We start from the raw sequence: 14,828 nt of genomic DNA, 5'->3' as shown, positions 1-14,828 counted from the left end.
CGCTGCGTGCCTGGGAGCCAGAGCCATGCCGCTGGCTCGGCTACAACGCGATCATTAAAAGTTTCGTGCACGAAGACCAGACCCTGGCCAATCCCGCGACCGCGCCCTGGCGGCGCAAGCTCGCCAGCCGGGTTGCCGGTTTCATGGAAGGTTTCATGCACTGAACGTCGTTTCCCTCAATAAACAGGTCACGCCATGAGCATCACCCAATTCAAGAACACCGCCGCGCTCGAACTCGAGGAATCCAACCCGGTCGCCATGCCCCTCGGCGAACCCGTCGCAATTGCCTCGACCACCAGCGTCGAGCGCGACGACGGTGTTGAAACCGGCGTCTGGGAATGCACCCCGGGCCGCTGGCGGCGGCAGATCACCGCGCAGGAGTTCTGCCATTTCATTTCCGGGCGCTGCACCTTCACCCCCGACGGTGGCGGCGAAACCCTGCACATACAAGGCGGCGACGCACTGATGTTGCCAGCCAACACGCTCGGGATCTGGGATATCCAGGAAACCGTGCGCAAGAGCTACGTGCTGATTTTCTGATTGTTTGATCCTTTGATTGCCTGCCAACAAAAAAAGCCCATACAGGAATCGCCCCATGATCCAGAAAACCCTCGCATTGGCGCCGCTGCTGCTGGCCGCTTCCGTCAGTCATGCGGCCGAGACGGTCAAGGTCTACAACTGGTCCGACTACATCGCCCCGGACACTACGAAGAATTTCCAGAAAGACACGGGCATCGGCGTCACCTACGACGTCTACGACAGCAACGAAACCCTCGACGGCAAATTGATGACCGGCAAATCCGGTTACGACGTGGTTTTTCCGTCGAACCACTTCATGGCGCGGCAGATTCAGGGTGGGGCGCTGAAGAAACTCGACAAGAGTCAGTTGCCGAACTGGAAGAACCTCAATCCAGCGCTGCTTAAGGCCCTGCAGACCAACGACCCGAACAACGAGCACGGTTTCCCTTATCTGTGGGGCAGCACTGGTATCGGCTACAACATTGCCAAGGTCAAAGCGGTGCTGGGCGACAACGCGCCGGTGGATTCCTGGGATCTGATCTTCAAGCCCGAATACATGGAAAAACTGCAGAAGTGCGGCGTGGCCATCCTCGACAACGGCCCGGAACTGCTCCCGGCGGCGCTCAACTATCTGGGCCTGCCGCACCACAGCAAGAATCCCGAAGACTACAAAAAAGCCGAAGCTTTGCTGATGAAAGTGCGGCCCTACGTCAGCTACTTCCATTCTTCGAAGTACACCAGTGATTTGGCCAACGGCGACATCTGCGTAGCGGTGGGCTTTTCCGGCGACATCCTGCAAGCGGAGAACCGCGCCAAGGAAGCCAAGAACGGCGTCGAGATCGGTTATGCGATTCCCAAGGAAGGCGCGGCGATCTGGTTCGACATGGTCGCCATGCCCGTCGACGCACCGGACGAGAAGGCCGGCTACGCCTTCATGAATTACCTGCTGCGCCCCGATGTCATGGCCGGCATCAGCAACTACGTGCATTACGCCAATGGCAACGAACAAGCCGACAAACTGATCGACCCAGCGATCAAGAACGACACCAAGGTTTACCCGAGCGCGGAAATGATGGGCAAGCTGTTTGCGCTGGAGGCGATGCCGTTGAATATCGACCGGATCCGGACACGGGTTTGGAACAAGATTCGCACCGGTAGCTGAGTTTTTTCAGGCCAACATACAAGACCCCCTGTGGGAGCGAGCCTGCTCGCGAAGCGGTTTGTCATTCGACACTTATGTTGACTGGCTTGGCGCCTTCGCGAGCAGGCTCGCTCTCACATTCGTTATTCAATGAATCAGGATAGTTGATATCAAAGCACTGGCACCGCTGACTGAAAGTGTGACTTGCCCAACAAATTCAAACTTACCGATATTTAATATTTAAATAGAAAATCGTCAGACAATTTCCACCCTCATCGCAACTAAAAACAATCTTTCCTCCCCGCACGCTTTGTTTACGGCAGTTTCCTGATACCACTAAATTGGATCGCAAAAAAACTCTTTACGACAGATTTCCAATTGTGTCAGGTTCGTTACGCCTTCATTGGGCGAGTGATAGGACGATCTCGCCAAAGATCGTCCTGTCGGACAAAAACTGTTCCATTGCTAAACAAGGAAGTGTGTTTATGTCGAAAGTTAAAACCAATGCTGTTGATTCCGCCGAACAGGCTTTCCAGCTGGCCGCGTTCAGCTCGGCGTACAACCAGATCAATAGCTTCAGCCATCAGTACGACCGCGGCGGCAACCTCACGGTCAATGGCAAACCCTCGTACACCGTCGATCAGGCGGCTACGCAATTGCTGCGTGACGGCGCTGCCTACCAGGACAAGGACGGCAGCGGCAAGATCGAACTGACCTACACGTTCCTGACCTCGGCCTCGAACAGCACGATGAACAAGCACGGCATCAGCGGGTTCAGTCAGTTCAGCGCGCAGCAGCAGGCGCAGGCCAAGCTCGCCATGCAGTCCTGGGCCGACGTGGCCAATGTCACCTTCACCGAGAAAGCCTCGGGCGGCGACGGGCACATGACCTTCGGTAACTACAGCGGTGGCCAGGATGGCGCTGCGGCGTTTGCCTATCTGCCGGGAACCGGCGCTGGTTATGACGGCACCTCGTGGTACTTGATCAACAGCGGTTACACGCAGAACAAGAACCCGGATCTGAACAACTACGGTCGTCAGACCCTGACCCACGAAATCGGCCATACCCTTGGCCTTGCGCACCCCGGCGACTACAACGCCGGCAACGGCAACCCGACCTACAACGATGCGACTTATGGCCAGGACACCCGTGGCTACAGCGTCATGAGTTACTGGAGCGAGAGCAACACCAACCAGAACTTCAGCAAGGGCGGCGTCGAAGCCTACTCGTCCGGCCCGCTGATGGATGACATCGCCGCGATCCAGAAGCTTTACGGCGCCAACACCACGACCCGCACCGGCGACACCACCTACGGCTTCAACTCCAATACCGGTCGCGACTTCCTCAGCGCTTCGTCGTCGAGCGACAAAGTGGTGTTCTCGGTGTGGGATGCCGGCGGCAAGGACACATTGGATTTCTCCGGTTTCACCCAGAACCAGAAAATCAACCTCAACAGCGCTTCGTTCTCCGACGTTGGCGGCATGGTCGGCAACGTGTCGATCGCCAAGGGCGCAGTCATCGAGAACGCGATTGGTGGTTCGGGCAGCGATCTGTTGATCGGCAACAGCGTGGCCAACGAGCTGAAAGGTGGTGCCGGCAACGACATCCTGTACGGCGCTGGTGGTGCTGACAAACTGTGGGGCGGTTCTGGTTCGGACACTTTCGTGTTCGCCGCCAGCTCGGACTCCAAGCCGGGGGCGATCGATCAGATTCTCGATTTCGTCAGCGGTCTGGACAAAATCGACCTGACCGGCATCACCAACGGCGCGGGCCTGCACTTCGTCAACAGCTTCACCGGTTCGGCCGGCGATGCCGTGCTGACCTCGTCGGGCGGCAACAGCCTGTTGTCGGTGGATTTCTCCGGGCATGGCGTGGCTGACTTTATCATCAGCACCGTGGGCCAGGCTGCGACCAGCGACATCGTCGCGTGATGTGAGAGGAAAGCGGCGCCTCGTGCGTCGCTTTCTTCGCTTGCATCGGCCTGATCGCCGAGCAAGGCTACGAGCGGAAGTGAAGTTTCCTATGACTCGATACGTTTTAACTGACACGACGATGGCATGGCTGATGGCAGTCACGCTGATGATGACCGGAGCGACAAGCATGGCAAGCAGCCTCAGACTCGAAGAACCCTCGGCATTCGCCGGGCGCTGGCAGGCCACTTTGACCGGTCACAGCGACACACCCGAAACGCGGTCGCTGCAAGACAAGCCCTCGAACACTTGCCTGGTCGAGCTTGCGCCGAACCAGACCTTGGGCGAGGGCACTGAATGTCTGGCCGCGTGGTTGGGCGAAGCGCCAATCGGCTGGTTTCCAGAGCCCGATGGCATTTCCATCACCGGCAAGGAAGGTTCGAAAATCGCCTTCTTCAGCCGCCAGCGTGATGGCATTTATACAAAGGCCTTGAGCGCCGAACTGCTTATTACGTTAGAGCGCGCAGCGCAGTAGGCAATGGTTGGCGGGTGAAAGAAAGTTGATATAAGCCAGTGGTCGTGCGTTATAAGCGCGGCATCGGGTCAAGTTGTTATGAAATTGTAAGCGCTACTTGCAAGTCATCTTTGGCAGGCAGGCGGAATATCAATGGAATGCTCGTCCGGTAATGACGAGGCATGAATTCAGGAAGAATCAATGAAGATGGCGAAGTCTCCTGCCACCGCTCCGTTAATCAAGGCATTGGGCGACTATAAAAGCATTCTGATCAGCGTCGGTTGTTTTACCGCGCTGATCAACGTGTTGATGCTGGTGCCGTCCATCTACATGCTGCAAGTCTATGACCGGGTGCTGTCGTCACAGAACGAAACCACCCTGGCAATGCTGTCGTTAATGGTGGTCGGTTTCTTCGCCTTCATCGGCCTGCTGGAAGTGATCCGCAGCTTTATCGTCATCCGCATCGGCAGCCAGCTGGAGCGTCGCTTCAATCTGCGCGTCTATCAGGCCGCGTTCGAGCGCAACCTGTTCAAGGGCGAGGGTAACGCCGGGCAGTCGCTGGGCGACCTGACCCACATTCGCCAGTTCGTCACCGGCCCGGCGCTGTTCGCCTTCTTCGATGCGCCGTGGTTCCCGGTTTATCTGTTTGTCATCTACCTGTTCAATGTCTGGCTCGGCGTGCTGGCCACGGCGGGCGCGCTGTTGTTGATCGCGCTGGCGTGCCTCAACGAATACATGACCAAAAAACCGCTGGGCGAAGCCGCCGGTTTTTCCCAGCAGTCCAGTCAGTTGGCCACCAGCCACTTGCACAATGCCGAAACCATTCAGGCGATGGGCATGCTCGGCTCGCTGCGCAAACGCTGGTTCGGGGTGCATTCGCGCTTTCTCGGCTTGCAGAACCAGGCCAGCGACACCGGCGCGGTGATCAGTTCGCTGAGCAAGACCCTGCGCCTGTGCCTGCAATCCCTGGTGCTGGGCCTGGGCGCGTTGCTGGTGATCAAGGGCGACATGACGGCGGGGATGATGATCGCCGGTTCGATCCTGATGGGCCGCGTGCTGAGCCCGATCGATCAACTGATCGCCGTTTGGAAGCAGTGGAGCGGGGCGAAGCTGGCTTACCGCCGTCTCGATGCGCTGTTGCAGGCGTTTCCGCCCAGCGACGAGGCGATGGCACTGCCGGCACCGAAAGGCCAGATCACCTTCGAACAAGTCAGCGCCGGCCCGCCCGGGCAGCGTGCAGCCACTTTGCACATGGTCAATTTCAATCTGAGTGCTGGTGAAGTGCTGGGTGTGCTCGGCGCTTCCGGTTCCGGCAAATCGACGCTGGCTCGAGTGCTGGTCGGCGTGTGGCCGGTACTGGGCGGCACGGTGCGCCTCGACGGCGCCGATATTCACCGCTGGAACCGTGATCAGCTCGGCCCGTACATTGGTTATTTGCCGCAAGACATCGAGCTGTTCAGCGGCAGCATCGCCGAGAACATTGCGCGCTTCAGCGAAGCCGATCCGCAAAAAGTCGTAGCTGCCGCGCAACAGGCCGGCGTTCACGAAATGATCCTGCGTTTGCCGCAGGGCTACGACACCAAACTGGGCGAGGACGGCAGCGGCTTGTCCGGTGGCCAGAAGCAACGCGTGGCCCTGGCCCGTGCGCTTTACGGCACGCCGAGTCTGGTGGTGCTCGATGAACCCAATTCCAACCTCGACACCGTCGGCGAAGCGGCATTGGCCAGCGCCATCGCGCAACTCAAGGCGCAAGGCACGACGGTGATTCTGGTGACTCACCGTTCTTCGGTGCTGGCTCAGGCTGACAAATTGCTCGTGCTCAACGATGGCCGCTTGCAGGCGTTCGGCCCGAGTCAGGATGTGCTCAAGGCACTTTCCGGTCAGCACGAACAGCAACGCGAAAAAGCCGCACAAACACCGGGCGGGCTCAGCATGAGCCGGCAGTATCAGCCCTCGACAAGGAATTCGGGTGTATGAGCAGCGCCAGCATGAACACTGAAAACGAAGCGAACATGGAAAACGCCTACCTCACCGAGCGCCCGGAACGCGATGCGAAATTCTTCGCGCGCATGGGCTGGATTCTGGCCATCGTCGGCGCTGGCAGCTTCTTCACTTGGGCCGCACTGGCGCCGCTGGATCAGGGCATTCCGGTGCAGGGCACGGTGGTGGTCTCGGGCAAGCGCAAGGCTGTGCAGTCGATGAGCAGCGGCGTGGTCAGCCGGATTCTGGTGCGCGAAGGCGAGATCGTGAAGCAGGGCCAGCCACTGTTCCGCCTTGACCAGACGCAAGTGGCTGCCGATGTGCAATCGCTGCAGGCGCAGTACCGCATGGCTTGGGCCAGCCTCGCGCGCTGGCAGGCCGAGCGCGACAACCTCAAACAAGTGACCTTTCCGCCTGAATTGAGCAACGACCCGGACCCGCGCCTGGCGCTGGTGCTGGAAGGCCAGCGGCAACTGTTCAGCAGCCGCCGCGAAGCGTTCTCCCGTGAACAAGCGGCACTGCGCGCCAATATCGAAGGCGCCACTGCACATTTGGCCGGCATGCGCCGCGCGCGCAGCGACCTCAATGCCCAGGCCAGTTCCTTGCAGCAACAATTGAGCAACCTGCAACCGCTGGCCGACAACGGCTACATCCCGCGCAACCGCTTGATGGACTATCAGCGGCAACTGTCGCAGGTGCAGCAGCAGCTGGCGGAAAACACCGGTGAAAGCGGGCGCGTGGAGCAGGGCATCCTTGAATCGCGCCTGAAGTTGCAGCAGCACGGCGAGGAATACCAGAAGGAAGTGCGCACGCAACTGGCCGATGCGCAGCTGAAAAGCGTGACGCTGTCCGAACAGCTGACCTCCGCCGGTTTCGACCTGCAACACAGCGAGATCCTTGCCACCGCCGATGGCGTGGCAGTCAACCTCGGCGTGCACACCGAAGGCGCCGTGGTGCGTCAGGGCGAAACCCTGCTGGAGATCGTTCCGCAAGGCACCACCCTGGAAGTGGAAGGGCACTTGCCGATCAACCTGATCGACAAGGTCGGCACGCATTTGCCGGTGGACATTCTGTTTACCGCGTTCAACCAGAGCAAAACCCCGCGCGTGCCCGGCGAAGTCAGCCTGATCTCCGCCGACCAGATGGTCGATGAGAAAACCGGCGTGCCGTATTACGTGTTGCGCAGCAGCGTCAGCGATCAGGCGATGGAAAAGCTCAACGGTCTGGTGATCAAGCCCGGCATGCCGGCGGAAATGTTCGTGCGCACCGGTGAGCGTTCACTCCTCAACTACCTGTTCAAACCGCTGCTTGATCGCGCCGGTTCTGCGTTGACCGAGGAATAAGGATGTTCGGCTGTATGAAAAAGCTTTGCATGCTGGGGGCCGCAATGACGCTGCTCGCGAGTCAGTCGGCAGTCGCGGCCATGGGGCCATTCGAGATTTACGAACAGGCGTTGCGCAACGATCCGGTGTTCCTTGGGGCGATCAAGGAGCGCGATGCCGGCCTGGAAAACCGCGTGATTGGCCGCGCCGGCCTGCTGCCTCGGATCGGCTACACCTACAACAAGGGCCGCAATTCTTCCAAGGCGACGTCTCTGGATGATCGTGCGCGCAACCGCACCGATGAGCGCAACTACAACAGTTACGGCTCGGCGCTCACGGTGCAGCAACCGCTGCTCGATTACGAGGCTTATGCCGCGTATCGCAAAGGTGTGGCGCAGTCGTTGTTTGCCGACGAAGCCTTTCGCGGCAAGAGTCAGGAACTGTTGGTGCGCGTGCTGGATAACTACACCAAAGCCTTGTTCGCCCAGGACCAGATCGACATCGCCCAGGCGAAGAAGAAGGCCTACGAACAGCAGTTCCAGCAGAACGAACACATGTTCAAGCAGGGCGAGGGCACGCGCACCGATATTCTCGAAGCCGAGTCGCGCTATGAGCTGGCGACTGCCGAGGAGATCGAAGCGCGCAACGAGCAGGATGCCGCTTTGCGCGAGCTGGGCGCGCTGGTGGGCGTGCCGGCGGTGGACATCGGCGATCTGGCGCCGCTTGGTCAGCAATTTCAGACCTTCACCCTGCAACCGGCCAACTTCGACACCTGGCATGAACTGGCGATCAGCAACAACCCGAACCTCGCTTCGCAGCGGCAGGCCGTGGAAGTGGCGCGCTACGAAGTCGAGCGCAACCGCGCCGGGCATCTGCCGAAAGTCAGTGCTTATGCCTCTATGCGCGACAACGAGTCCGAAAGCGGCAACACCTATAACCAGCGCTACGAAACCAACACCATCGGCCTGGAAGTCAGCGTGCCGCTGTACGCCGGCGGCGGGGTATCGGCCTCCACACGGCAGGCCAGCCGCACCATGGAACAGGCCGAATACGAACTGGATGGCAAAACCCGCGAAACCTTGATCGAACTGCGCCGCCAGTTCAGCGCCTGCCTGTCCGGGGTGAGCAAATTGCGCGCTTATCAGAAGGCCCTGAAGTCGGCCGAGGCGCTGGTGGTCTCGACCCGACAAAGCATTCTGGGCGGCGAACGCACCAATCTCGATGCGTTGAATGCCGAGCAGCAACTGTTCACCACCCGCCGGGATTTGGCCCAGGCGCGTTATGACTATCTGATGGCCTGGACCAAATTGCATTACTACGCCGGGACGCTGAATGAGCAGGATCTGGCGCGGGTGGACGAAGCATTTGTGGTCGCGCAACAGCCCTCACCCTAACCCTCTCCCAGGGGGAGAGGGGCCTGACCGAGTGGCCTGCGATAGCTGCATCGACCTGAACCACCGAGCTGGACGCAGGTTTGACATCAACAAAAATCGGCTCCCTCTCCCACAGGGACAGGGGACTGACCGAGTGGCCTGCGATAGCTGCATCGACCTGAACGACCGAGCCGGACGCAGGTTTTGACATCAACACAAATCGGCTCCCTCTCCTCGGGGAGAGGGCTGGGGTGAGGGGAACAGGCGACACCGCAATTCAGCCCTGAACAAAACAACAAAAACGAGAGTGATGACCATGGACGTACGCATAAAGCCGATTTCGCTCGGCACGCTGTTGCTGGTGACTTCGGCAACGCAGGCCCAATACCTGGAATCAGGCCAGCCCGGCGATCCATCCAGTTGGCGCAGCGCCGAGTTCTTGCGTGACTGGGGTCTGCAACGCATGCAGGCCGATCAGGCCTACGCAGCCGGCATCACCGGCAAGGGCGTGAAGATCGGCGCGCTCGATTCCGGTTTCGATGCCGCCCACCCGGAATTCTCCGCCGACCGTTATCACCCGGTAACGGCCAGCGGCAGCTACGTCGATGGCTCAGCGTTCAACGTCGACGGCACGCTCAACCCGAACAATGATTCCCATGGCACCCACGTCGTCGGGATCATGGGCGCAACCCGTGACGGCAGCGGCATGCACGGCGTGGCGTACAACGCGCAGATCTACGTCGGCAACACCAACAAGAACGACAGTTTCCTCTTCGGTCCAAGCCCTGATCCGCGTTATTTCAAAGCGGTCTACGACAGCCTTGCCGACGCCGGCGTGCGGGCGATCAATAACAGTTGGGGCAGTCAGCCGCCGGATGTCAGCTATCGCACCCTGGCGGATCTGCACGCCGCCTACGCGCAGCACTGGAACAAGGGCACCTGGCTCGACGCCGCTGCCGACGTTTCGCGGCGCGGTGTGATCAATGTGTTCAGCGCCGGCAACAGCGGTTACCCGAACGCCAGCGTACGCTCGGCGCTGCCGTACTTTCAGCCGGATCTGGAAGGTCACTGGCTGGCGGTGTCCGGGCTCGATCAGAGCAATCAGCAGAAGTACAACCAGTGCGGCATCGCCAAATACTGGTGCATCACCACGCCGGGGGCGAAGATCGACAGCACCATTCCCGGCGGCGGTTATGCGATCAAGTCCGGTACCTCGATGGCGGCACCGCATGCGACTGGCGCCCTGGCGCTGGTGATGGAGCGTTATCCGTACATGACCAACCAGCAGGCGCTCGAGGTGCTGCTGAGCACCGCTACGCAACTCGATGGCTCGGTCACAGACGCACCGAACGAGCGGGTCGGCTGGGGCGTCGCCAACCTCAACCGGGCAATGCGCGGGCCGGGGCAATTGCTCGGTGCGTTCGACGCGAATCTGGGGGCAGGGCAGCGCGATGTCTGGAGCAATGACATCTCCGACAAGGCGCTGCTCCAGCGTCAAAACGAAGACCTCGCCGAGCACAGCGACTGGCAGCAAACCCTGCAGGACGAAGGCTGGCAGAACGGTGTGCCGGCCAGCGCCAGTCAGCAGGAGCAGACCGATTACGCCGTCGGCATGTTGCGTGATGCGGCAGCGGCGAACCGTGTGTATGAGGGCAGCCTGGTCAAGTCTGGAGCCGGGCAATTGCTGCTCAGCGGCGCAAATACCTATCGCGGCCCGACCACCGTCAACGGCGGTCTGCTGACCGTGAACGGTTCGCTGACTTCAGCGGTCACCGTCAACGACAGCGGCACCCTCGGCGGCTCCGGACGCATCGGCGCGTTGACCGCCAACAGCGGCGGCCGGGTTGCACCGGGCAATTCCATCGGCACCTTGAACGTCGCTGGTGATGTGACATTCGCCCCGGGCTCGACGTACGCCGTTGAGCTGTCGCCTACCAGCAGCGACCGCATCGTCGCCGGCGGCACGGCAACCGTCAGCGGCGCCAGCGTCAGCCTGGCGCTGGAAAACAGCCCGACCTTGCTCAGCAGCGCCGAAGCGCAAAGCCTGCTCGGTCGCCAGTACGACATCCTGCAAGCGGCCGGCGGCGTGCAGGGGCAGTTTGCTGCGGTGGTGCCGAACTACCTGTTCATCGGCGGCGCCCTCGACTACGCCGCAAGCGGCATCCAGCTGAATATCCAACGCAACGCGACCAGCTTCGCCAGCGTCGGGCAAACGCCGAACCAGCGTTCGGTGGCGGCGGCAGTCGAAGGTCTGGGCGCCGGCAATTCGGTTTACGAAAGTGTGCTTCGTGCACCGACTCAGGCCTCGGCGCAGCAAGCCTTCCAGCAACTGAGCGGCGAGATTTATCCAGCGCTGGGGACAATGCTGATCAACGACAGCCGCCAGTTGCGTGATGCGGTCGGCGAGCGGCTGCACGATGAAACGGCGACCCGCAGCAACGGCTGGATCAAAGCCCTCGGCGCCTGGGGCAGCACCGATTCGGGTCACGACACGGCCGGCTACAACACTTCGATCGGCGGTCTGCTGGCCGGTGTCGACGGCGCGCTTGATGAGCAGACCCGCATCGGTCTGGTCACCGGTTATAGCGACAGCTCCTTGAACATGGGCTCGGGCACGCATTCCTCGGCGAAAGTCGACAGCTACCACCTTGGCGCTTACGCCGGGCACGACATCGGCGCCTGGCGCTTGAGCACTGGCGCGGCCTACAGCTGGCATCGCGGCGACGTAAAGCGCGATCTGCAATACGACGAGGTCAGCGCCAAGCAGAAAGCCAAGCTTGATGCGACCACCACTCAGGTTTTCGCCGAGGCGGCGTATCGCTTGCAGCTGCAAGCGCTGGCGCTGGAACCGTTCGCCAACCTGACCTACCTGCATCTCGACACCGAAGGCTTTACCGAGAAGGGCGATGCCGCTGCGCTGAAAAGCTCGGGCGATCAGCGCGATGCGGTGTTGAGCACCTTGGGCGTGCGGGCGAGCAAAACCTTCAACCTTTCCAGCCAGCAAGCGCTGGACGTCAGCGCGCGTCTCGGCTGGCAGCACAGCCTCAGCGATATCGAATCAGAGCAGCATTTGCGTTTTGCCAGCGGCGGCGCGCCGTATTCCGTGGAGAGCTCGGCGCTGGTGCGTGATGCCGCACTGCTCGGCGTGCAGGCCAGTCTGGCCTTGAGCAAGGACGTGCGGGTCAACCTCGATTACAACGGCCAACTGGCCAGCCGCGAGAAGCTGCATGGCGTCGGGCTGAGCCTGAACTGGCAGTTCTGATTGCATGAGTTTGAGCCACTGTGGCGAGGGGATTTATCCCCGCTCGACTGCGCAGCGGTCGCAAAACCTGTGTTGATCGTTCCCACGCGCAGCAAAGGAATGCAGCCCGGGACGCTCTGCGTCCCATTGGAACGCGGAGCGTCCCTAGAGGCATTCCCACGCAGAGCGTGGGAACGATCAAGGCAACCGGATTTTTCGCAACATCACTAAGGAAGGTCGTGGATGGATAACAACAATACCCCCGCGCAATCGGGTGGCCGCTTTGCCCTGAAAACCCTGACAGTCGCCATGCTCTGTGCCAGTGCGATGGCACAGGCAGCGCCTTACGTGGAGAACGGCCGCAGCGGCGATCCGTCGAGCTGGCGCAGCAATGAATTCAAGGCCGACTGGGGCCTGGGCGCGATCGGCGCGGATTACGCCTACGCCGCCGGCTACACCGGCAAAGGCGTGAAACTGGGCATCTTCGATCAGCCGGTCTACGCCGCGCATCCGGAGTTCTCTGGCAGTAACAAAGTCGTCACCCTGGTCACCAGCGGTATCCGCGAATACACCGACCCGTATATTCCGGTGAAAGCCGGCGACGCGTTCCGCTATGACGGTTCGCCCTCGGTCGGCTCCGACGGCAAGCTCGGCGCCCACGGCACCCACGTCGGCGGTATCGCTGCGGGCAGTCGCGACGGCGGGGTGATGCACGGCGTCGCATTCGGTGCGCAAATCATCAGCGCCGACAACGGCGACCCGGGGCCTGAAGACGGCATCGTGCGCGGCAACGACGGCGCGGTGTACAAGGCCGGTTGGGATGCGCTGATCGCCAGCGGAGCGCGGATCATCAATAACAGCTGGGGCATCGGCATCACCGACCGCTTCGACCTCGGCGGCCGCGATCCGGCGTATCCGCACTTCACCGTCAACGACGCGCAGTTTCAGTTCAACGAAATCCGCACATTGCTCGGCACCAAACCCGGCGGCGCCTACGACGGCGCGATTGCCGCCGCACGCAGCGGCATTGTCACTATTTTTGCCGCCGGCAACGACTACAACCTGAACAACCCGGATGCCATTGCCGGCCTCGGTTATTTCGTTCCGGACATCGCGCCGAACTGGATCACCGTCGCCGCATTGCAGCAGAACCCGGACGCCGCCAGCGCCAATCCGTATGTGATCAGCACGTTCTCCTCGCGTTGCGGCTACACCGCCAGTTACTGCGTGTCGGCGCCAGGCACCAAGATCTACAGCTCGATCATCGAAGGCACCAACGCCGACAACTTGACCACCGGCTACAAGAATTACAACGGCACCTCGATGGCCGCGCCACATGTGGCCGGTTCCATCGCGGTGTTGATGGAGCGCTTCCCGTATATGTCCGGCGATCAGGTCGCCAGCGTGTTGCGCACCACTGCGACCGACCTCGGCGCACCGGGCATCGACGCCTTGTACGGCTGGGGCATGATCAACCTGCGCAAGGCAATCGATGGCCCGGCGATGTTCGTCACCGAGCAGGACATTCCCGAGGAGTTCCGCGTTCAGGGCGCGTACGGTTCCGGCCAGTTCGTTGCTGACTTGCCGGGCATCGGCGGGATCATTGATCAGGGCAAACCGACCGAGCGGGTGTGCAGCGACATCACGTGCGGCCTCGACACCTGGCGCAACGACATTGGCGGCCACGGCGGTCTGACCAAGCAAGGCATCGGCACCCTGGTGCTGACCGGCAACAGCACTTACAGCGGCCCGACCCTGATCAACCAGGGCCGTCTGGCCATCAACGGTTCGCTGCAATCGGCGGTCACTGTCAACAATGGCGGCATCCTCGGCGGCAATGGCCGCATCGGCGCGCTGGCAGTGAACAGCGGCGGTACGGTGGCACCGGGCAATTCCATCGGCACCCTGAATGTGGCAGGTGACGTGACTTTCGCGCCGGGTTCGACCTACGCCGTAGAGCTGTCGCCAACCAGTAGCGACCAGATCGTCGCGGGCGGCAAAGCCGTCATCGACGGCGCCACGGTGAGCCTGTCGCTGGAAAACAGCCCGACCCTGCTCAGCACCGGCGAAGTGCAAAGCCTGCTCGGCACCCGCTACAACATTCTGCAAGCGGCGGGCGGCATTGAAGGGCGTTTCGGTCAGGTCTTGCCGAATTACGCCTTCCTTGGCGGCACTCTGGATTACTCGGCGGGCGGCATTCAACTGGCGGTCGGGCGCAATGAGGCATCGTTCGCCAGCGTCGGTCTGACGCCGAACCAGCGCGCCGTCGGTGCGGCGGCCGAGCGTTTAGGTGCGGGCAATGCGCTGTTCGAAACCCTGTTGCTGTCGCCCAACGCGGCGTCGGCGCAGCAGGCCTTTCAACAGTTGTCCGGCGAGATTCACCCGGCCATCGGCACGCTGCTGATCAACGACAGCCGCTACCTGCGCGAGGCCGTCGGCGAACGCCTGCGTGAGCGTGATCTGTTCAATGCCGATGCGCCGACTGATGAGCGCAGCAACGTCTGGGTCAAGGTGCTGGGGTCGTGGGGTGAAAGCGATGGCGGCCATGACAATGCCGATTCCAATAGCTCCATCGGCGGGCTGCTGGCTGGTGTCGACGGTCTGATTGCTGAAGATACCCGTCTCGGTTTCGTCACCGGTTACAGCGACAGCTCGTTGAGCATGGGCAGCGGCACGCATTCGTCGGCCTCGGTCGACAGCTACCACTTGGGTGCGTATCTGGGCCATGAAATCGACGCGTTGCGCCTGACCGTCGGCGGCGCTTACAGCTGGCATCGCATCGACGTCAAACGTGATCTGCAGTTCGGCGACGTCAGCGGCAAACAGAA

At 61.2% G+C, this 14,828-nt stretch carries 9 protein-coding genes and 1 pseudogene; all 10 read left to right on the top strand.

Annotation, left to right across the window (positions count from 1 at the left end; genetic code table 11):
* Positions 1-164, top strand: a pseudogene (locus OQK_RS30260) (FAD-dependent oxidoreductase); the annotation flags it as partial.
* A gap of 31 nt (positions 165-195) precedes the next feature.
* A complete protein-coding gene (locus tag OQK_RS25020) occupies positions 196-540 on the top strand; it encodes a cupin domain-containing protein (protein ID WP_016774841.1) in 345 nt (114 codons plus the stop codon).
* A gap of 55 nt (positions 541-595) precedes the next feature.
* Positions 596-1,681, top strand: coding sequence for a polyamine ABC transporter substrate-binding protein (locus tag OQK_RS25015; RefSeq protein WP_016774840.1), 1,086 nt, complete (start codon positions 596-598; stop codon positions 1,679-1,681).
* Between the two features lie 464 nt (positions 1,682-2,145).
* Positions 2,146-3,591 (top strand): serralysin family metalloprotease, encoded by a 1,446-nt coding sequence (locus OQK_RS25010; RefSeq protein WP_016774839.1) that lies wholly within the window; start codon positions 2,146-2,148, stop codon positions 3,589-3,591.
* Positions 3,592-3,682: 91 nt separating this feature from the next.
* Positions 3,683-4,105, top strand: coding sequence for an AprI/Inh family metalloprotease inhibitor (locus OQK_RS25005; protein ID WP_157221967.1), 423 nt, complete (start codon positions 3,683-3,685; stop codon positions 4,103-4,105).
* Positions 4,106-4,285: 180 nt separating this feature from the next.
* Positions 4,286-6,061, top strand: coding sequence for a type I secretion system permease/ATPase (locus tag OQK_RS25000; protein WP_016774837.1), 1,776 nt, complete (start codon positions 4,286-4,288; stop codon positions 6,059-6,061).
* Positions 6,058-7,407: an HlyD family type I secretion periplasmic adaptor subunit gene (locus OQK_RS24995; protein ID WP_016774836.1), complete on the top strand. Its 1,350-nt coding sequence runs from the start codon at positions 6,058-6,060 to the stop codon at positions 7,405-7,407. The genes OQK_RS25000 and OQK_RS24995 overlap by 4 nt, the downstream gene beginning before the upstream one ends.
* 2 nt (positions 7,408-7,409) lie before the next feature.
* Entirely contained in the window at positions 7,410-8,780 is a 1,371-nt protein-coding gene (locus OQK_RS24990) for a TolC family outer membrane protein (protein ID WP_038861729.1), read from the top strand.
* A 295-nt stretch (positions 8,781-9,075) separates the two neighbouring features.
* The gene (gene eprS, locus OQK_RS24985) at positions 9,076-12,021 is read left to right on the top strand and encodes an autotransporter serine peptidase EprS (protein WP_038862163.1); all 2,946 of its coding nucleotides are present in this window, start codon (positions 9,076-9,078) and stop codon (positions 12,019-12,021) included.
* Positions 12,022-12,243: 222 nt separating this feature from the next.
* On the top strand, positions 12,244-14,828 hold a 2,585-nt coding region (locus OQK_RS24980), incomplete at its 3' end, for a S8 family serine peptidase (protein ID WP_016774833.1).

It is taken from the genome of Pseudomonas sp. R62, assembly GCF_000257605.1.
Lineage (GTDB): Bacteria > Pseudomonadota > Gammaproteobacteria > Pseudomonadales > Pseudomonadaceae > Aquipseudomonas > Aquipseudomonas atacamensis.
The sequence above is the reverse complement of the archived record's forward strand: the minus strand, read 5'-3'. Positions and strand labels throughout refer to the sequence as shown.

What these genes read in the sequence shown, in the direction of transcription:
- OQK_RS25005 (WP_157221967.1), top strand. Translation starts at nt 3,683, where the DNA reads ATGACTCGATACGTTTTAACTGACACGACGATGGCATGGCTGATGGCA.
- OQK_RS24990 (WP_038861729.1), top strand. Translation starts at nt 7,410, where the DNA reads ATGTTCGGCTGTATGAAAAAGCTTTGCATGCTGGGGGCCGCAATGACG.
- eprS (WP_038862163.1), top strand. Translation starts at nt 9,076, where the DNA reads ATGGACGTACGCATAAAGCCGATTTCGCTCGGCACGCTGTTGCTGGTG.
- OQK_RS25000 (WP_016774837.1), top strand. Translation starts at nt 4,286, where the DNA reads ATGAAGATGGCGAAGTCTCCTGCCACCGCTCCGTTAATCAAGGCATTG.
- OQK_RS25010 (WP_016774839.1), top strand. Translation starts at nt 2,146, where the DNA reads ATGTCGAAAGTTAAAACCAATGCTGTTGATTCCGCCGAACAGGCTTTC.
- OQK_RS25020 (WP_016774841.1), top strand. Translation starts at nt 196, where the DNA reads ATGAGCATCACCCAATTCAAGAACACCGCCGCGCTCGAACTCGAGGAA.
- OQK_RS24995 (WP_016774836.1), top strand. Translation starts at nt 6,058, where the DNA reads ATGAGCAGCGCCAGCATGAACACTGAAAACGAAGCGAACATGGAAAAC.
- OQK_RS25015 (WP_016774840.1), top strand. Translation starts at nt 596, where the DNA reads ATGATCCAGAAAACCCTCGCATTGGCGCCGCTGCTGCTGGCCGCTTCC.